This window comes from Dysgonomonas reticulitermitis, from assembly GCF_054601275.1.
This window is the reverse complement of sequence record NZ_BAAHWU010000004.1, coordinates 149,829-169,704: the sequence shown is the minus strand read 5'-3', so window position 1 is coordinate 169,704 and position 19,876 is coordinate 149,829. Positions and strand designations below refer to the sequence as shown.

The following is a 19,876-nucleotide window of genomic DNA, read 5'->3' as shown; positions in this document are numbered from 1 at the left end:
AAATAGATTATTTATTGTCCAGTTCATTTTTCAGCAATCTGGTTAACATCTTGTCATTCATCTTTATCCCCCAATCGTAAAGTTTTTTACGCATAGCCAGAAGTGTTTCATCATATCTCTTATCTACAGCCAGATTTTGCATTTCACAAGGGTCTTTTGTGAGGTCGGAGAGTTGCTCTTTATTCTTATAATACCGGTAAAGCGTGTATTTAAAGTCCTTGCACACAACGCTCCAGCCTCTGGTGTCAATACCATCCAGCATTGTCTCTACGTAAATTTCATCGTGATGGATATTGGTATCGCCATCAATCAGGTGGCGCAGGCTCTTGCCTCGCAGTTCCTTATTTTCTCCGGCTCCGGCATAATCACAAATTGTCTGGTAAATATCCAGATTGATACTAACGAGGGCATCATCATTCACCATTCCTTTCGTTTTTCCATTGGGTGGTTTTATAATAAACGGCACTTTGATAATTTCTTCCTGCAATACCCGTTTCTGGTTTCCCCTGTGGGCTGCTGCCCCATCGCCGTGGTCGCTTACAAAGAGGATAAGGCTGTTTTCGTATAAACCATTCTTTTTCAATTCATCAATAAGCCTGACAATTTCCTTATCTACCCTTTCCACAAGACGGTAATAAGCATATAAGTAGTACCGCCAATCGTTATCGGAGTATAATCCGGTGGGGTAAGACTTGGGAACCCACTGCCGGTGCAAAGTTATAGCTTCCGGATAATAGGCGGGAATCACCGCATTATAAGGTAACGGAGGACATTCGGATATATCGGGTTTAGGCAAACGACCATAGTGTAATGCTTCGTCGCGGGCATACTCACATATCTCATGGGGATTTAGAAAAGAAGCTATCAGAAACAGCGGTTTTTCTCTCTTTTTTTCAATATATGGTATACAACTGTCTACCAGTGCAGGATCGTTCATCTCGCAAATTTTTTTAAACCCTGTTCCGGTTTCGGGTATATTCACTTCGTCGGGGGCATGCCACTTGCCGGCATACAAACAATCGTATCCTGACTGTGATATGACAAAGCCCAGGCTATTCTGCATATCCCTCTCCGGAATGCTGCCGCCATTATCCTTCACTCCTATTTCGACGGGCATGCGCCCTGTTATCAGACTTGCTCGTGAGGGACCGCTAAGCGGATATGTAACATAAGAACGGCTAAAGCGGATACCATCCTGTGCCAGCATATCCATTCCGGGAGTATTCACATCGGGATTACCTGCGCAACTCATAGCTGATGCGGTTTGCTGATCGGTAACGATCAGTATAATGTCCGGCTTATCTTTTGCCTGCTTTTTGTAAGACAAAGCATGGGCCGGTTGTGCAGACATGATGCCCAGCCCCCCGGCCAACAGGGACGAAGCAATGGCCAGGTTGTTTTTTTTCATAGAGTATAATTCAGATTATATTTCTTTTTGTCTACTTCTACTTTTATTTTCAGTCCTTTATTATCGAATTTTTCATTTTCGAATGAGGCTTTTATACGGGGTGCCGATTTTTGTGATTCTATAGGCATTATGACAGTAATGAAGCGGACAGGGTTGTTATCCTGTTTGGCGGAAACAAATGCATATGCTTCGCGTTTAGCCTTATGGCGATATGCGTATGATACCCATCCTTCCTCTTCTGTCATTTTTGTCTGTTGTGCAGGAAAACATTGTACCAGCACATTGTTTTTATCGTCGAATTCCGTTGCCGCAGATAGTTGTTCTTTTATTATGTTGATTTTTCCTTCGCACATTTGATAATGTATGGCTACATCTCCTGTCGTATCGCCATAGGCTTCATCTACTATTACGAAAAACTTCTGACCGACAAAAAATACCGAACGTCGGTGCGTAAGCCCTTTATAACCAGGATTTTCAAGAACCAGCTTGTCTAAATCCGGATTTGGTTGCCACAACAGGCATTTGGTATCTGTGCTATCCAGATTTGCATTATTCAATGTTAATGTCTTATGCACCATTGTCTGACGAAACCAATCGCGCTCTTCCAATACTTCTTTATCCCCGCCATATACAAAACTTCCTGCATCGGGGAAGAAATTGCGTCCTTTAATATACAATTCGAAAGTTCCGTTATCCGGCTGGCAATGCCAGAAGGCAGGAGGACCGGCTTTGAGTGTCATTTGGGTTGCATCTTCTGTCCAGCCATTGCGGAAAACATAAAAGCCTGAAGGCCTGAAAGCGATGGACAGATTATCGGGAGTCGTTCCTTTTTTACGATCAGATGCCATATACCTTATAGCCTTATTAGCCGGGAATATCTTTGCCCAGGCCTTATAGTTTATGATCATGGATTTTTTATCGTCGAGTTTGGCATCGCTGAACATAGGGTTGGTATAATCAGGAAAATATGTGTTGAACACTACCATAATCATTTTTTCCACTGTGTCGAGATAAGACTGAGGAAATTCATTCCTGAATCCGTTGGCATCGGCAATGCTGATGGCTTTGGCAAAAATATTGATTGCCGCCAGATGGTAATGAGGGTCAAGCTCGTATTGCATGCCATCTTCATACACCTGTAGTTTAATTTCACGGTTAAGGATATCTATTCCGCTTTTTCTCCATACAGCCGCATTCTTCATTTCGGGAAAAAGTACGCCTGCATACAGTTCGCGTTGGGCTTCGAACAAAAGATGATTTCCCTGGCCGGAATAATTATTGAGGATATGTTCGGCATGTTTGTTATAATTAACAAGAAATTCGGAAAGAAATTCCGGGGTGAAGCCGGGCGAATTGAGAAACAGGAGGAACTGGATTGTCTGATCCTGCAAACGATGACTTACTTCGAGCGGACGCCACGCATATATTACATTTTCATCTGTTTTTCCATCCGTCAATGGATTTTTCTTTATCCAGTCCATATACTGATGTATCCATTCCTCAGCATATTTTTCGTCTTTCGACAGGTAATAGGCTTTGCCCATCGGTTGCCACCATTTGGTGCGGTGCAATTGCCAGCGCAGTTCATTGTCCTTTACGGGCCAGTATTTCCAGTCGATATCGTCGCCGTAGAAGAAAGAAGGCTGGTATCCTTTGTGTACAAAAAAAACATGTTTGAGGCCATCGTCAGCCCATTTCTGCTCTTCTTTCGAGATTTTCACTTTGTCAAGATCGATATCCGGATGGTTGATCCCTTTGCGGTTATGATAATAATCTAATAAAGCTGAAAGGGCTTCTTTATCTTTTCCTTTATTATGCAAGTCTTTGACTGTTTCCAGTCCGGGATAATTGAGGTTAACGACATTAAATACTTCCTTATTTAGTTCCTGAGCTTTTGAAAAACAAGTAATGAAAATAAGGAGGAGAATAAGAGACAGTTTTTTCATATATTTTTAATTTTAGGTATAAATTCATATTGCAGATATTATCCCTTCACGGCAGGAATGGGATTATTCAGCATAGCAATATTACACAATATATACCGGATGGACTTTCATATATGTTTTATAATATAGGAATACAGTGCCAGCAGATATTAATTTTATCTCAAAAAAGATTAATATTGTTTATTCATCGGTTTTTTTATGTCTTTCACATATTCCGTAGGCAATATTCCAAAATACTTCTTAAAGCTGGAAGTAAAATATGAAGGTGTATTAAAACCGACCATCATGCTGATTTCGGCGATGGAATACCGTCCTTCTTTCAGTAGATTACAGGCGTGACTGAACCTTATCTTCTTAATGAATTCGATAGTTGATTCGCCTGTTATTGCTTTCATTTTCAGATGAAGGTTTGAGCGGCTCATTGCCATTTGAACACAAAAATCATCGACGGAAAAATCTATATTATCAAGGTTTTGTTCAACTATCGATTTGGCTTTTTCCAGAAAGCCCTTATCCATTTCATTGAATGTAATCATTTGTGGGTCAACATCCAGCGAATTGGAATAATGTTCGAGCGTACGTACCCTGGATTTAATCATATTATGCACTTTCATTTTCAATATAGAGATATTGAACGGTTTGTATACATAATCGTCGGCACCTACAGACAGCCCTTCCATCTGGTCCTGCTGGTTAGTCTTTGCCGTAAGCATAATGACGGGAATATGGCTGGTACGTATATTCTGTTTGATACTTTTACATACCTTCAGTCCGTCGATACCCGGCAACATGAGGTCAGTTATAACAAGATCGATTTTATTCTCCTTGATCAGTTTCAGCCCTTCTTCGCCATCGGGGACAACGAGTACATTAGCCGATGGACGGAAGCTGTCAACGAGGTAATTTCTGACATCGGGATCGTCTTCTATTATCAGCAGAGATGGCTTATTCTCGCTTATTTCTTCATGTAAATCAACTTCCCGATCATTTTCTTTCAGGAGACGCACAATATCTACATCGTCTCTGAAAGTGTTTTTGAGCACATCGTCCTTATGGATATCTGATAGTTCATTTTGCGAATAAAGTTCTTTATTTTGAGGAAAAAAGACGGTGAATTCAGAACTTTTTCCCGGTACACTTTCTACTGTAATATGCCCATGGTGCAAATCTACAAGACGTTTTACTAAAGAAAGCCCGATTCCCGTGCCGATATTATCGGAATTTATTTGGTAAAAACGCTCGAATATCCGTGCCTGATACTCAGGGGATATACCTATTCCGGTATCTTTTACAGACAGGACAAAGTTGTTATCGGCAAATTTCAGGTTGATAATAATCGATCCGTTATCCGGTGTGAATTTAAACGCATTGGATAATAAATTGGACAGGATAAGGTCGAGATAATGAGGGTCGTACAAAACAGGTTTGTTCCTTAGTTCATCTTCTAATATGAAGTCTATATTTTTTTGTTTAGAAAGGCGTTCAAACAAGTTCATGGAATTTTCTACTTGCGGTAAAAGGTTTTGTTCTACGACCTTCAATTCAAATACTCCCAGTTCGGCACGCCTGTAATCCATCAGTTGATTGACAAGGTATAACAGTTTATTAGAATTCCGCTGTATTGTTTTCACCTGATTTAATATCCGCTTGTCGTTTGTCATGCTTTGTATTTCCTGCAATGGCGAAACAATCAGGGTAAGCGGAGTCCTGAATTCGTGCGATATGTTGATAAAGAAACGTAGCTTCATCTGATTCACTTCTTCTATTTTCTCTTTTTCTAAACGCTCTAGCGCCAACTGGTTTTTCAGTAATTGACGGTTATAGAAAAACTTGAATGAGAAGAACAGGGCTGTAAGCCCTATCAGGATAAATAATATTTTGGCCCAAATGGTTTCCCACCAGTAAGGAAGGATTTCGATTTCCAGTATGGTCGGCTCATTATTCCATTTGCCGGCATTGTTTGCCGCTTTTACATAAAAGGTATATTTCCCGTGTTCCAGATTGGAATAGGAAATCATGCGCCTATCGTCCGTATAGTTCCAGTCGCTGTCGAAACCATCGAGCCTATAGGCAAAAGTATTGTGCTGGGCTGATAAATAATTGGGTACGGTAAACAACAATCCAAGTGAGGCCTGATTGGGTTTCAGGGTAATTTTTTTTGTCTCACTTATATCTTCAGACAGGATGTCGGTATTATCTCCGGGTATAACCGGTTTGTTAAACAATAACAGCTGGGTAATTATTACTGGCGGGGTGAACGGATTATCTGTCAGGTGTTCGGGAGAGAAAGCAGTTATACCATTTATTCCTCCAAAAAACATTTCACCTAATGATGTTTTGCAATAGGCGTAATTATTGAATTGTTCGCCTTGCAATCCGTCCAGCATTGTATATGTTCTTATTTCTCCATTCTTGGGGTTGTAACATGCTAATCCGCAGTTTGTACTAAGCCAGAGCCTGTCAAAACTATCTTGTAATATCCCATATATATTATTGTTAGGCAATCCATCGGCGGTAGTGATGGTTTTGAAACTCTGCGAAATGTTGTCAAACTGGTTTAGTCCAAGATTTGTGCCTATCCAGACTCTGTTCTGGCGGTCTTCGGCAATACAGTATATACGGTTTTTGGTAATGGGGTGGTCTGTAATCCCTGTGTTATATTCTTTTATATCCTTAGTAAGGAATGAGTATGTATATACTCCGTTTTCCGTACCAAGCCACATTTGCTGTTTGCTGTCGAGATACAGTACATATATATGCGATTTATTCAGCTTCTTCAGAAGTTCTTTATTGTTTTTGTTTTCTTGCAAAAAAGAATCGAATGCCGAGAATGTGTCGTTCTGAGGGTTATAAATGGTCAATCCTTCGAGAGTTCCTATCCAGACATTTCCGCGTGTGTCTTTCGACAAAGAGTAGACATTGTCGCTCCCTACTGCACTGTTCTGATTTGTATAGTTTCTTATTCTGTTAGTCCTTTTATCCAGCTTGCCCATTCCTCCGCCATGTGAACCTATATAAACAAAATCACCATCTACCAGAACAGCTTTTATATTGTTCGACAAGATCGCATTATTGCCGTTCGCATTCTTTGTATAATAGGTGAATTTTTTTGTCGACAGATTATACAGATTCAATCCATTGTCGTTCGTGCCGATCCATAGCTCAGAAGGACTGTCTTCTACTATACAACTGACAACATTATCACTCAGGGAATTCATATGAGGAATATGATATATCCTTTCAAACTGGTTTTGCAGTGAATGATGATAATTCAATCCACCATAGAATGTGCCAAGCCACATTGCTCCCTGATTATCAACACATAAGGCACGAACTGAATTCTGGTTAATAGACCTTCTCTCAATTTCATTACTGTAATAGCGGCTGAATGTATCTTCAACTTCATCGTAAATGTTGAGTCCGGTAAACGTCCCTACCCACAATCGTTGCTGATTGTCGAAGCACAGGCTACGGACAAAGTCGGAAGAAATACTGTTCGGTTTGTTTTTGTCGTTCCTGTAATTCTTCAGGTTTCCGTAGTTTGATATATAATATAGCCCGTCTCCTTCGGTGGCTATCCATATTCCCTTTAGTCCTGTACAAATATCTATTATGTTTTTTCCGGCTAATTCTTTTCTGTATAAGACGATGTTTTCGTCTTTAGGATTCATCATGTACAAGCCTCTGTCTGTTCCTATCAGTACAAGGTCAGTATATTTGGCCAGTATATGGAAATTTTCGCATAATGCACCTTTCGGAGAAAGTACCCTATACGTTTTTTGTTCGATATTATAAGATAACAGCCCTTCGCTCGTAGCCAGATACAAATCTGAAGCAGATGACTGTATAATACTGTTTATCTGCGCCTTATATGGATACGTGCTGAATATATCTTTTTTTGCATCGTACAATGCGATTCCGGCATCGGTTCCTATCCATAGTTGCCCCCCTTCGTTGATGAAGAGGCTACGGGTAAAGTCGGACTGGATGGAATTCGGATTGTTATTTTCGTGCCTGTATACAGTGAATGTATATCCGTCGTATCTGTTGAGTCCATCGGCTGTCGCTATCCAGAGAAATCCTTTTTTATCTTGTATAATGTCAAATACAGTACTTTGCGATAACCCGTTTTCTACAGATAATGACGAAAATTTGATGGGTGGAGTTCGTTTATTTGTATAGGCATTTCCTGTTAATACTATCAAAAGAAGTAAAAGAACAGATAGTTTTCTTTTTGTCATTTTTCTTGTCCCGGTTATATTATGTGCGATCCGTGCTTATTATAATCGTACAGGTTTTTATCTATGTAAATACGATACAACTCGCTGTATTTATTGATATTAGATATAAAGATACATTCAATAAAAATAACAGTACAGGCTTTTAATTATTTATCGGAATATTTAACTTTTCCTCCTTGTATCCTGCTAGATTGTAGCAAACAGGAATAGTGCTATTCTCTACTCTGTAGATGCCAAATTTGAAATAATAGCCATCGTCGTCATTTCGCCCTATAAGTATTGTTTCGTTTTTTACCAGATGTTTGGTTATAAGTTGATTATCCTGATTGTAGGACATTTTAACGTCCAATTTTCCGGGAACTTTTATTTCTTCAGACTCACCACCGTATTTAGTCCATTCAATATCTACTATAAAAGTGATCCAGCGATCTTTTGGAAAATCATCGAAGGACATCTTGTATGCAATGGTAGAGGCTTTGTATTCCGATGTCAATGGCTGCATAATGTTGGCTTTAGCCGGACTGGCATTACAGCGGTCGGATTTATCAGTCAACCATTTCCGGTCAGAATTGGCCTTGATGTAAAAGTAGCCGTTTGAAAAACCAAATGCCAGCGGGGGATATCCACCTTGCTCTATCAGCCAACCATTAGGCTTGCCGGCTTTATAGCTTGTCGAGCCATCTTTGTTCACTGTTTTTACTATATCGTGGGCAATATTCTTCCTGAATATCATCTGGTCGTATAACTCGAGGAATTCGGCGACCGTAAGTTTTTTCACTATTCCTTCAGGTGTGGAAACCAATGTTCGGTCAGGCATGCCGTGCCATTGGGCGAAAATTGTGGAAACATCTCTCTGTAATGCTGAAGGCACAAATATCGAAAATGTATACCTCCAATAACTGCCTTGCTCACAAATACCTTTGCCGTAGTGATATACAGTTTTCATCTTCCCTGCATTCAGAAATACATCTTCCGTAAACCCTTTAAAGTCTTGCGCTGTAGCGTAACAATAAGATAATTCGGCTCTCCCTTTTGTTTCTCCTTCACTATATCCGGCGAGGGTGTTGTCGCTTTCTTTCAGTTCGAAGCGGAATGATGGTTTTCCATTAAATGGCAGTGTATAATCGTAACTGATAGCATGTTTCTTTTTAGTTCCCACTGCTACCCATTCATTGTTTATAATCTGGTCTGCCCGGGCGGTATCGGCTTGTACATTTACCCGTTCGGCAATTGTGATCAACTCTTTATTCTGGGGGGAAACAAGTTGGCAGGTAAGCAAGAATAAGATAGCTACAATTATTCTAAACATGGTATGTGATTATGATATTGACTTAAACAATAAAGGTATGAACATTATTTTACAATATCAGGCAATTCGTCTGTCAGTTGATCTATTATTTTACCTTTTTCACGAATGATAGTTTTACCCTGATTTATATATTCTACCGCATCTCCTTTTCCATTTTTTATTTTCAGGGAAGGTTTTTTTTGCCCGTCCATCTCAGCTTCTATAATCCATCCGTTGACTTTCCACAGCCCGTTCTGTCCGGATTTAGGTGAACCGATTTTTTTAGACGTTCCTTTTTTATCCAATTGGATTATTGTCAGAAATCTGTTTGATTCGGATTTATCTAATGTCGAAAATTCCAGATGCCAGTGTTTAACATACTCATATGGCTGGCCATTATCAGCCCCTCCCCGGTTTTTCCAGTTAATTGCAGGAGAGAAGAATTCATCGGTTATGTAACTTCTTGACGGTCGTTGACAAAAGACATCGACTCTGCTGTCGGCGACTTCATTTTGTCCCCAAATTACATTCTCTTTGTCTCCTTTCTCCATTTTATTATAGGAATGTAGCAGCCACGTCCATTCAACAGGTCTTTTTGCTTTCAATTCATCGTATATAACAATAATATTCGGCCTGAGAAATATAAAATGCCTGCGGAAACGGGTAATTCCCGGATCTCCGAACCCGTTTTGTTTTGTATATTTTACCTCAAATTGTTTCATCCTGTCTATCCAGAAAGGAGTAGTCATCGGGCCATAAGCATGACAGGCATCTCCCAAGACGTAGGTGAACGCAGGGGTATCCCTGAAACGGGCTATCCAGCCATAGCCGTTTTCTCCTATTACCTGTGCCATGCCATCTGCCAGAATGGTATTATGCCCCCGGGTGCGGTAATGCATCAGTGTATGCTTATCTGTGAAGTTGCTGTAATGTCCCGATCCTCCAAACATTTGCTTCCCTCCCACATTGATTCCAAAACTGTTATGTGCAGCATGTGCATGACCTGTCGATCCGAAGGGAAGATCCATGAAGGAAATCATCACATCATTGGGCGTATTGGTTACATCGTTATGCATCAACGCGAAACCGGCATCTCTGAATAATAAGCTTTGAGGTAAGTGTTCCGGCGAACACGGAGCTATATCTCCATATCCATTTTTGGTCATTAACCTGTAAAAGGCAAAATTGGCGCTTTCATTTACTATTTCTTTTTGTCCTTCGTTTATCTCGTCCGCATACCACAGAGCATAAGGATCATGTAGCTCACGTGCCAGTGCATCTGCAAATCCCCAGTAACTTTTTCCCGGTTTGTTCTGGTTTTCGGCATTATCTCCGAATCCAGTGGAATAAGAGTCCTTCGGATAAGAGTAGATAAGGAATTTGGAAAGGTTACGATAATAAGGTATATCAAAAAAGTCGGTACCGGTAAACCGTTTAAACATGAACGGCATATAGATGAATGTTTCAAAGTTGACCTGAAAATAGCTTGTCCCGTCATGCCATCCACCGTCGTGTCCTCCCAGTATGGGAAACCGGCAACACCAGACTTCGTAGCAATAGGATAGCCATTGCTGTGCTTCGGGCAGGTCGTTCAATGTGGCAATAGCTGTGAAACACAACCGGCGCAATGTATGTTGCCACACGTGATTATCCATCGAGTGTGTTTCAAACTCATTGACATATTTGTTGAAGAATTTATTTCCCCGTATACTGATAGCTTTCAGAAGTGTTTGCTTTTCTTCGGGTGTCGCCATATCATATGCGACATCATATGCTACGGCCATAGCCAGCATGACACTTGCCGAATTGAAATCTTCCCGCGTAGCATATCCTTCCGGATTCATTTTTGCTAGATGCAAAGCTTGTTTTAATGCTGTTTCCGCATATTTTTTATCTCCTGTCAGCAGATACGCCATCGCGAGATTCTTAACAGGCTCTTTTACCTTATCGCCAAAACGGTGATACATAAAAGTCATCATAACATTTTTCTGCGATACGGTCATATCGGTTGTGTCACGCGGGCGTGTAGGTACTTCTTCCGGTAAGGGGGCTTTTAGTTGCCTTTCAGCCTTTTTTATAATATTTTCAGCCTCCGGATTATTTCTGTTCCTCTCTTTGAAGTCGCTCTGTTCCGATGGAGATACGTATAACCGGGGGTGGGAAAGACTGCAATCCGTTAGAAAATTTTCGATGGAAGGAGTCTCAAACTCCGGTATATTCTCCTGTACCTCAAAATCGTATACGTCAGACCATTCTACACCGCCTGATGTAACAGCACCATACTGCCAATACCATTTACCAACATTAACCTTTCTGTGAGTACTGTACATTGCCCATTGTATCTCGTTACTTTCTATTGTGTTTTCTTTGGGGAACGTCTTATCCTGTGACAGTCTTACCTTGTATATCTTACCTTTGGTTGCAGGCCAGAGCAAAGCCGGAGGATTCATATTCACTACCTTCCCACCCGCAGGAGCCGCCCACTCACGATAACGCAAGTAAAGCGCCTTCTGGCCGGGCTGTTTTTCTATATCTGTATTTTGAGCAAATAAAGAAGAAAACAGGAAGACTGAGAAAAAAACTGTAACGAGATATTTTGCTGACATATACGGATTTTTATCTTATTATAAATCTTTGTATTCTATATTCTTCAGTTTCATATATCTGTCCAGACCTTCGAGAAAATAATAATCAGCATAATTTAGAGGGACGTCTATCTCCGAGCCATTTGGTAATGAACCTGTCGAGTGTTTTAATATAAAGCCCTGATTGGATCCTATAGCAGCAAGGTAATTATCACCGGAGAGGCTTTTAAGAATCTTTTCGGCATAATCGAAATATTTACTACCATCCTCAACCATAGTACTTAGCTCGATGAACGCGGAAGCCGTGATAGATGCGGCAGATGCATCGCGGGGAGTTTCCGGTGTATCGGGTGCGTCGTAATCCCATAACGGAATAAGATCAGCCGTTTTAACTCTGTTCATTATTAACTTCGCTATATTGATTGCCTGGTCCAGATAGGCTTTATCCTTAGTTTCCCTATAACATGAAACATAGCCATATACGGCCCAGGCTTGTCCGCGGGACCATGAAGATTCATCGTTTTTTCCCTGATACGTCTGCCTGCGCTCTACTGTACCGTCGTTATTGTAACTTATTACATGGTATGAAGAATAATCGGGACGGAAATGGTTTGCCATTGTTTTATTTGCATGGATCATGGCAATATCCTTGTACCTGTTATCACTTGTAAGATGGGATACATAGAATAGTAAATCCAGATTCATCATATTGTCTATGATAACGGGGAAATTCCACGTTCCGAAATCCCAGGAACGAATCGCTCCTATAGTGGGATCGAATCTTGAAATAAGGTTATCAGCCGTGCGGATAAGTACAGAGGCAATCGTATCGTTAGGGGCAAAACGCTCTGCATTTCCGTAACTGCAATTGATCATAAAACCAAGATCGTGGGTTTTAGTGTAATTGCTGACAGGATATAGCAGATTGGTAAATCCGGTCGCTTGCTCCTTCATCGAATTATCCCCTGTAATGTGGTATGCATACCATAAACTGCCAGGAAAGAATCCACTTGTCCAGTCGTAAACGTCGGCTAATCTTCTCTCTCCAATTCTATTGCTGTTCGGATTGAGATATAACGAATCTTTAAATGCCGAATAGTCTTTCTCTAATTGTTTACATAGGAACTCGGCATCATATCCTGCCCATATGGAACGGGGTATTTTTGCTGAATCGGCGATTTCTCTGGCAGTCATATCCAACTGAGCGACTGATACATCAATACTTTTCTTTATCCAACTATAATCTTCCTTCGATTTGTTGTTGCACGATACCATTGCCAGCAGGCAAATACAAATAGCTAGTCTTGTTTTCAAGTTATTCATCTTTACTTTAGTACTTATATCTCATTAATATTATTACCATCCAAGGTTTTGTTTAAACTGGGTCATCAAGTCCATATCCCGCTGTGGTATAGGGAATAGTTCGTGCTTACCTTTTGTTGTATATCCCGGCTTTGTAACGGCATAATTCGGAGAACCTGAAGAATCCCACCAGGTACCCAATGCTCCAGCCGTTTCCTTTACAGTTTCATAATAGATGCCCCAACGTACAAGGTCGAGTCTTCTGTGCCCTTCAAAAGCCAGTTCAAATGCCCGCTCTTTGTGTATAGCTTGTCGGAATCCGTCTTCATTCAGTCCGCTTGGAAGATCGGCCACACTACTGGTTGTATTTGTTGGCAAACCATATCCGCGGCGGCGAACCATATTTACTGCGGTATATGCTTCTGCTGTAGGACTTTTCTTCCATTCATTGAGGGCTTCTGCATATATCAGCAACACATCGGCGTAGCGGAGTATATACCAGTTTACATTCGATTTGTCGTTGTTAATGAGCTTGTTGCTTTGAGGTACATATTTTTCGGTATCCCATTTACCCGGAGTGTAATTTTGCTTTTCTTTCTGTTTTTTTAGAGGATCTGCATCATTGGCAACGGCAATATCTTCCGTATCGCTTGCGCCTTTTACCCAAAGTGTTTTTTGGGGTTCATATCTGTAATTAGCAACGGCGATGTCCCTGCGCTTGTCTCCTTCATAGTTCCTCCAGTCGAGAACAAAAGTATGCACTACTTTTACATTTCCGGCATTACTTCCCCGCTCTCCGGCGATTGCTGTTGCTTTCACCCCATTCCATTTTCCTATACGGCCCACAGGGTCTGTTGCTGCTCCTGTAGTAGTGGGAGAATAGAAAGATACTTCAATCAGGCTCTCTTTAGAGTTCCAAACCCCTGCTCCTGAGTTTTTCCACAGTTGCTCATAATCATCCAACAAGTCATGCTTTCCCGATTCTATCAGAATCTGTGCTGTTTTAGCAGCTTTTTCCCATTTAGATTCATCCTTTATGGGATAACCGGCCCAAGTAGCGTATACTTTGGCAAGAAGCCCGATCGCAGAGCCTTTTGAAAGACGGAAGCTGCTGTTTTTTCGCGAAGAGTCATCTATTGCATATGGGAGATTCTCAATAGCATATAATAAGTCCTGTTCGATAAACTCATAGACTTTTACAGGATCTTCCTGCACAAAGAAAGAAGGATGCTGGTTAGACATGGCTTTACTGGTCATCAACGCGATGTACCCGTATCTGCGTACCAATTCGAAATTGTATAATGCCCGTAATCCCCGTACTTCGGCAATGTAAATAGTGGCGAGGCTCTTGTCGGCATCCGTGTAGTTTACCATTTTGCGCTGTATCTCTTCTATAAAATCGTTTGCGTTATATATAGAATTATACAATGTAGCCCAGGTGTTTTGTATCTCAGCCTGGTTGGCTGAAAACGAGTTCGTGGGAATGATGCGGAAATTCTCATTGGTACTACCTTCCACTTGCGAAATATCCGTGCCCATAGTGAATAATATAGACATATGATATCCGTACATGGCATCAGTCACCATATTACGATAAACTCCAAGTAATACGGTTTCTGCTTCGGAGGCATTGAGCATATACTTACCTTTGTCTATGTCTGTTTTTGATTCTTCATCCAGCAAGTCTGAACAAGCGGCATTTAGCATTAACATTGCCGGAATGAGTATATAATATATTATCTTTTTCATTTGTTCTTCATTTGTTGATTAAAATTGAATTTCCAGCCCGAAAGTAAAGACTCTGCTCTTAGGATAAGCACCCCAATCGAGTCCGGGAGTCATTGGATTATTTCCTGCAGTACTCACCTCCGGATCATATCCGCTATATCCTGATATACAGAATAGATTCTGGCCGGAAGCATAAGCTCTTAATTTGGATATATATGCTTTTTTTGTCCATTTAGCAGGGAATGTATATCCCAAAGTAATGTTTTTCAGACGGAGGAATGAACCGTCTTCTACAAATCGGGAATAAACATCGTTCGTTACATATCCCTGAGTAGAAGGGACTTTGTTAGATGCATTAGTCGGAGTCCATCTGTCGGCAACTTCGGCCAGCATATTGGTACGTCCTTTGCGCGACTGAGTAGCATATAATCTGGTAGCATTATAAACATCGTTGCCATAATTGAATTGTAGCAGGACACTCAGGTCGATGCCTTTATAGTTGAATGTATTTGTGATACCTCCATACCATTTAGGAATGGCATTCCCTATAGCTGTACGGTCGTTGGTAGTAATAATACCATCACCATCCTTGTCTTTATATTTTACTCCACCCGGAAATGCTCCGCCTGTAAGCCTGCGGTTATCGGTTACTCCATCTTTAAGGATAAGACTCCCGTCAGGGGTAGCATTAAAATCGGAATGCTGATAAACACCGTCGAATTCGTAACCGTAAATAAGACCTAAGGAAGAACCTACCATTGCGACATAATCGTTCTCAGTAAAGTTACTGTCGAAATCTGAACGGGTATACATCGCATTTACGCCTGACTGCAATGATCTCAACTCATTTTTAATGAATGATATATTGAGATTAGTCTCCCATTGAAAATTTTTATTCTGGATGTTTATGCTGTTAAGACTCAGTTCCACGCCTTTATTACGGATCTTTCCGATATTCTGATATTGCGATGAGAAACCTGTTACATGTGCAAGTGATTGTGCTAATAACAGGTCTTTAGTATCTTTTACAAACAAATCGGCTGTAAAATTCAATCTGCTGTTGAATAATCCCAGATCGACACCTAAATTGACTGTAGAAGACCCTTCCCATTTCAGATTTTCATTTCTCAGTTGTTTTGGCATCAATACTGTATTGGTGGTACTGCCTATGCCGTATTTGCTTATTTCATACAGGTCTAATGAAAGGTAATTCGAAATGCGGTCGTTACCTACAACACCCCATCCTAATCTGAACTTAAGATTTGATACAGCCTTGATATCTTTCATAAATGCCTCTTCTGAAACACGCCATGCTGCAGAAAAAGAAGGGAAATATCCCCATTTGTTGTTTTTTGAAAATACGCTGGATGCATCGGTACGCATGGTTGCAGTCAGCAGATACCTGTTATCATAGTTATAATTAGCCCGAGCAAAAAACGATAACATCTTCTTGTTATAAAAATCAGTTTCTACTTTACTGGGAGTAGCTCCAATCCCTAAGTTATCATTTCCCAGATTATCGAATGGGAAGTCCATTGCCTGCCCCAATAAATATTCCGAACTGTTATAAGATACCTCGTGTCCTAGCATAACGTCATACTTATGCTTTTTATTGATTGTTTGTTTCCATGTAAGGTTATTGTAATTGGTAAATCTTACATTACGCGCCATCTGTGTCTGCCCATAAGGTTTTTGTCCGTTACGGTAAGCTTCTTTCGATCCGTCTTTATAAAAAATATCGTTGCGATTATAGGTTGTATTATACGTAGCCGCCGTTTTGAATGACAACCCTTTTATTATTTCCCAGGTAACGGCAAAGTTTCCTGACCATAGTTCGGACCGTCTTTTGTTGGTAACAGATTGGGTTTGTACCACCGGATTTACCTGTGCCAGGCTTGTTCCGTCTTCCAGCATTTCCGGGTCGATAGCTGATGTTAATAAGGTCTCATTATCAATTTTCAATCCACCTGTAGGACGTGCGCTTAATATTTGAGCCAGCATATTGAAACGTCCGGCATCGGCGGTTGTGCCCACACCTTTTCTGTTAGTTACAGCATAGTTTATAGTAGCATCGAATTTCAGATTTTTGAATAGTTTCTGATCGATTCTCATTTTGGCAGATGTTTTATCGAAGCCGCTATTGTTAAAAATTCCGTTTTCATCATACCGGGCAAAAGAAACATTGTATTTCGATTCTTCAGAACCTCCGTATATTGATACACTGTGATCCTGCGACCATGTAGGACGGAATGTTTCGTCTTGCCAATTGATTCCGTTTACACCAATATAATCTTCTGCTGATTGGTATTTGTAAGGGATACCGTCATTATCATTGCCTTCTTTGTAATATGTATCGGCATATTTACTGTTTACCTCTGTTTGAAGCTTTATGAATTCGAAAGTATTGAGCATATCTAGCTTTTTATAGATTCTGCGGTAACTGGCCGAACCGTTATAAGTGATTATCGGACGGCCTGCCTTTCCTGATTTGGTTGTAACCAGCACAACACCATTCGCTGCACGGGCACCATATATGGCTGCGGCAGATGCATCTTTCAGTATTTCTATAGATTCTATATCGGAATTAGCCAGATAGTCCAGATTACCGACTTCAAATCCATCAACTATATATAACGGTGAAGCATCGCCTGTCAGGGTCCCCACTCCGCGTATATTTACATTGAACCCTGAACCCGGAGTGCCATCAAATTGGGTGATTTGCACACCTGCCACTTGTCCACCCAGTGCCCCGAGAACTGAACTTGTTTTAAAACCTTCTATATTTTCGGAACTGACAGATGCCACAGAACCGGTAAGGTCGCTGCGTTTCATCGAACCGTAGCCAATAACCACAACCTCATCCAGAGATGATGAAGTTGGCTCCATCCTTATTATCAGCGAGTTCTGGCCTGCTACTTTTATAGTTTGTGTAATGTACCCTACATAGCTGACCTGTAACGTTTCGCCTTTAGAGGCTTTTATGGAGAATTCACCATTCACATCGGCAGATACCCCTACTGTTTTTCCTACTATCGAAACAGTTGCCCCAATAAGGGGCTCGTTTGTTTCGTCTATTATCTTACCTTTAATCGTAAGTTGTTGCGCATATAGACCAACTGACAGTATAAATGCCAGAAACATCGTGATGCTCTTACGAAAGCTTATATTTTTCATTATATTATATATCATAGTATTTATTGTAATTAGAAATTAGTACCAAACCATAAAACAATAGGGAATACTTGTCCTCCGCTCTGAGGGTCTTTTCCATTGGTTTCGAATGTTATCTGACCTATCATTGCTCCATTTGCAGGTTCACCGTTATAGATCCATTTATTTGGATTAACTACTAGTTCGTAGGAGTTAGGATCGACATAGGCCAGTGTTTTATCGATGTTTGCAAGATTGGCATAATATGAAAGTGGGTTTCTTGATCCGTAATTCGGATTTGTACCTGTACTTTCGGCATAGTTATTCCAAAGATTCTGTAAAAATGATCCTGATGCATTAGGCTGGCCATCCTGATGAGTTCCGAAGAAGTTGTAATAATTGAATGTCCTTCTGTAGTCCATAGTAAACAATGTCATATTGTTTACGCCAGTAACGGCAGGTTTGGTTGACCGTCCTCCTGAATTCGGATTTACCTGTAAGACGAAAGGCGTGTATTCTATAAGTACATTTTCAGCAGCGTTGCTGGCCGAACTGACCAAATCTGAATAATGGAAGAATACCGGTGTCTGGACAGAATATTCGGCTGGAGTTCCTTTTCCGGCTACAGCTGTGACCATTACGATTGCACATTGTTTCTTTGCAAGGCCTGCCAGGGTTATTTTTCCGGAATTAGTATTTATAGTAGTACCCGCTGATTGATGTATAGACCGGATTTCGTAAGTAAGGCCTACTTTTGCGTCTGTTTGCGGAACAGGGCTTACATCCGACAATGAGCCACCTACCGCAATGCGGAACTGGTTCGCATAATTACTTTCAGGTGTCAATCCGAGATTATTGCCATAACGTACATATGTAAAATAGTTAGGGTTTTCTTTTACTGTCAGAGAGAAAGATGCTATGGATGGTAGCTCCGGATCACTTTTCGGGTTTGTGGCTTTGACTTTTACCGTATAGCTACCCAAAGGAATTGTATTTCCTTTCAGACCACTGACTTTTCCTTCATGATCTATCGATATTTTACCTTGTAATGCTGCCGGCAGATCTGTAAATTCGAAGCGAACTTCATCTCCTTTGAACTCAGCCGCCGGACTGTTTTCGAAAGCAACGGCTTGTATAACTTCCAGATTTTCATAGCTAAAGTTTTGGATTGGTTCTATGTATTCCACGACTTCCAGTTCGAAAACATTATTGAAATCGACACCGTTTTCAGAATATGCATTTTTTACAGTTACATTCACGGAATATTTTTGACCGACAGTGAATCCGTGTTTTTCTTTTACAGAAAGAATGCCTGTTTGAGGATTTATTTCGATCTTACTAGTGGCAGGTGTCACGCTTTTTATAGAGTATGTCAGATCGTCCGGTGAACCCTTGAGTACAGGCGCATTACTTTCAAACGTAGTACTTCCACTCAGTACCGACTCTTCTTCTATTTTACCACTGGATGGAGTATATTCCAATGCGAGAGGTCTTGATGTAATGTCTATTTCAACAGCATTTTCAAAGATACCTTCATCTTCGGCAGAAGCACCTGTAGTCAGTTTCAGCGAGAGAATATACTTGCCCGGCAGTAAACCTGCATCTCCCCTTACAATGGATATCAATCCTGTGGATGATATTTCAAAGTATTTAGAAAAGTCGCTTTTCGCTATTTCATATTTTCTAATGGAAACGTGGTTTCCATCAGTATTTACTTGTGCGGTAGGTAATTCAATCTCACTGGATGCGTCTATAACATCAGCATAATCCGCTTTTAATTTATTTGGTTCTACTGTAATACCATCAGGTACAGGTTTCATCATATTCACTTCAACAATGTCTCTAAACTCATACATTTTTCCGTTCGAGAAGCATTTGATTGTAAGCTTGTAATGTCCTACGGAAATACCAGCTGTTTTAGAGATGGTTATGTTTCCGTTTTCTTTGTCAATTTCGAAACTTTCACCGGAATATGTCTCATCATTGAGCGTTGTTCTGACTATTTCAAAATCGTAAGGCGTACCTCCTATATATGAAGGCGAACTGATTATACCAGTCATCGACGGTCCAATGTCGGTCATGCCGGTATAGTAAATTGCGAAGTCTGTTTTGTCAACTGTTTCAGTATCATCACATGCGGTAAAAACTCCGAATGAGAATAAAACTATCAACAAAAAGAACAGTAATCTAAGTTGAATGTTAATTTGATTCATTGTACAATTTTTTTT

Annotated in this window: 9 protein-coding genes; all 9 read right to left on the bottom strand. The window is 40.6% G+C overall.

Features of this window, described 5'->3' with window-relative positions; genetic code table 11:
• Positions 1 to 7: 7 nt before the first annotated feature.
• The 9 genes from ACYPZI_RS03795 to ACYPZI_RS03755 all read right to left on the bottom strand — a co-directional run bounded on the left by ACYPZI_RS03795 (position 8) and on the right by ACYPZI_RS03755 (position 19,861).
• A complete protein-coding gene (locus ACYPZI_RS03795; protein WP_459598755.1) occupies positions 8 to 1,408 on the bottom strand; it encodes a sulfatase family protein in 1,401 nt (466 codons plus the stop codon).
• On the bottom strand, positions 1,405 to 3,354 hold the full coding sequence (gene hepC / locus ACYPZI_RS03790) for a heparin-sulfate lyase HepC (protein WP_459598753.1): 1,950 nt from the start codon (positions 3,352 to 3,354) through the stop codon (positions 1,405 to 1,407). Before hepC ends, ACYPZI_RS03795 begins: the two co-directional genes overlap by 4 nt.
• Positions 3,355 to 3,524: 170 nt before the next feature.
• Positions 3,525 to 7,595: a hybrid sensor histidine kinase/response regulator transcription factor gene (locus tag ACYPZI_RS03785; RefSeq protein ID WP_459598751.1), complete on the bottom strand. Its 4,071-nt coding sequence runs from the start codon at positions 7,593 to 7,595 to the stop codon at positions 3,525 to 3,527.
• Positions 7,596 to 7,737: 142 nt separating this feature from the next.
• Positions 7,738 to 8,904, bottom strand: a complete 1,167-nt coding sequence (locus ACYPZI_RS03780) for a heparin lyase I family protein (protein ID WP_459598749.1) — start codon at positions 8,902 to 8,904, stop codon at positions 7,738 to 7,740.
• Positions 8,905 to 8,948: 44 nt separating this feature from the next.
• Positions 8,949 to 11,489 (bottom strand): DUF4962 domain-containing protein, encoded by a 2,541-nt coding sequence (locus tag ACYPZI_RS03775; RefSeq protein ID WP_459598747.1) that lies wholly within the window; start codon positions 11,487 to 11,489, stop codon positions 8,949 to 8,951.
• Between the two features lie 18 nt (positions 11,490 to 11,507).
• Entirely contained in the window at positions 11,508 to 12,791 is a 1,284-nt protein-coding gene (locus tag ACYPZI_RS03770) for a DUF4995 domain-containing protein (protein ID WP_459598745.1), read from the bottom strand.
• Positions 12,792 to 12,824: 33 nt separating this feature from the next.
• The gene (locus tag ACYPZI_RS03765) at positions 12,825 to 14,519 is read right to left on the bottom strand and encodes a RagB/SusD family nutrient uptake outer membrane protein (protein ID WP_459598743.1); all 1,695 of its coding nucleotides are present in this window, start codon (positions 14,517 to 14,519) and stop codon (positions 12,825 to 12,827) included.
• Positions 14,520 to 14,537: 18 nt separating this feature from the next.
• The gene (locus ACYPZI_RS03760) at positions 14,538 to 17,687 is read right to left on the bottom strand and encodes a SusC/RagA family TonB-linked outer membrane protein (protein ID WP_459598741.1); all 3,150 of its coding nucleotides are present in this window, start codon (positions 17,685 to 17,687) and stop codon (positions 14,538 to 14,540) included.
• A 14-nt stretch (positions 17,688 to 17,701) separates the two neighbouring features.
• The gene (locus ACYPZI_RS03755; RefSeq protein ID WP_459598739.1) at positions 17,702 to 19,861 is read right to left on the bottom strand and encodes a surface glycan-binding family protein; all 2,160 of its coding nucleotides are present in this window, start codon (positions 19,859 to 19,861) and stop codon (positions 17,702 to 17,704) included.
• Positions 19,862 to 19,876 lie beyond the last annotated feature (15 nt).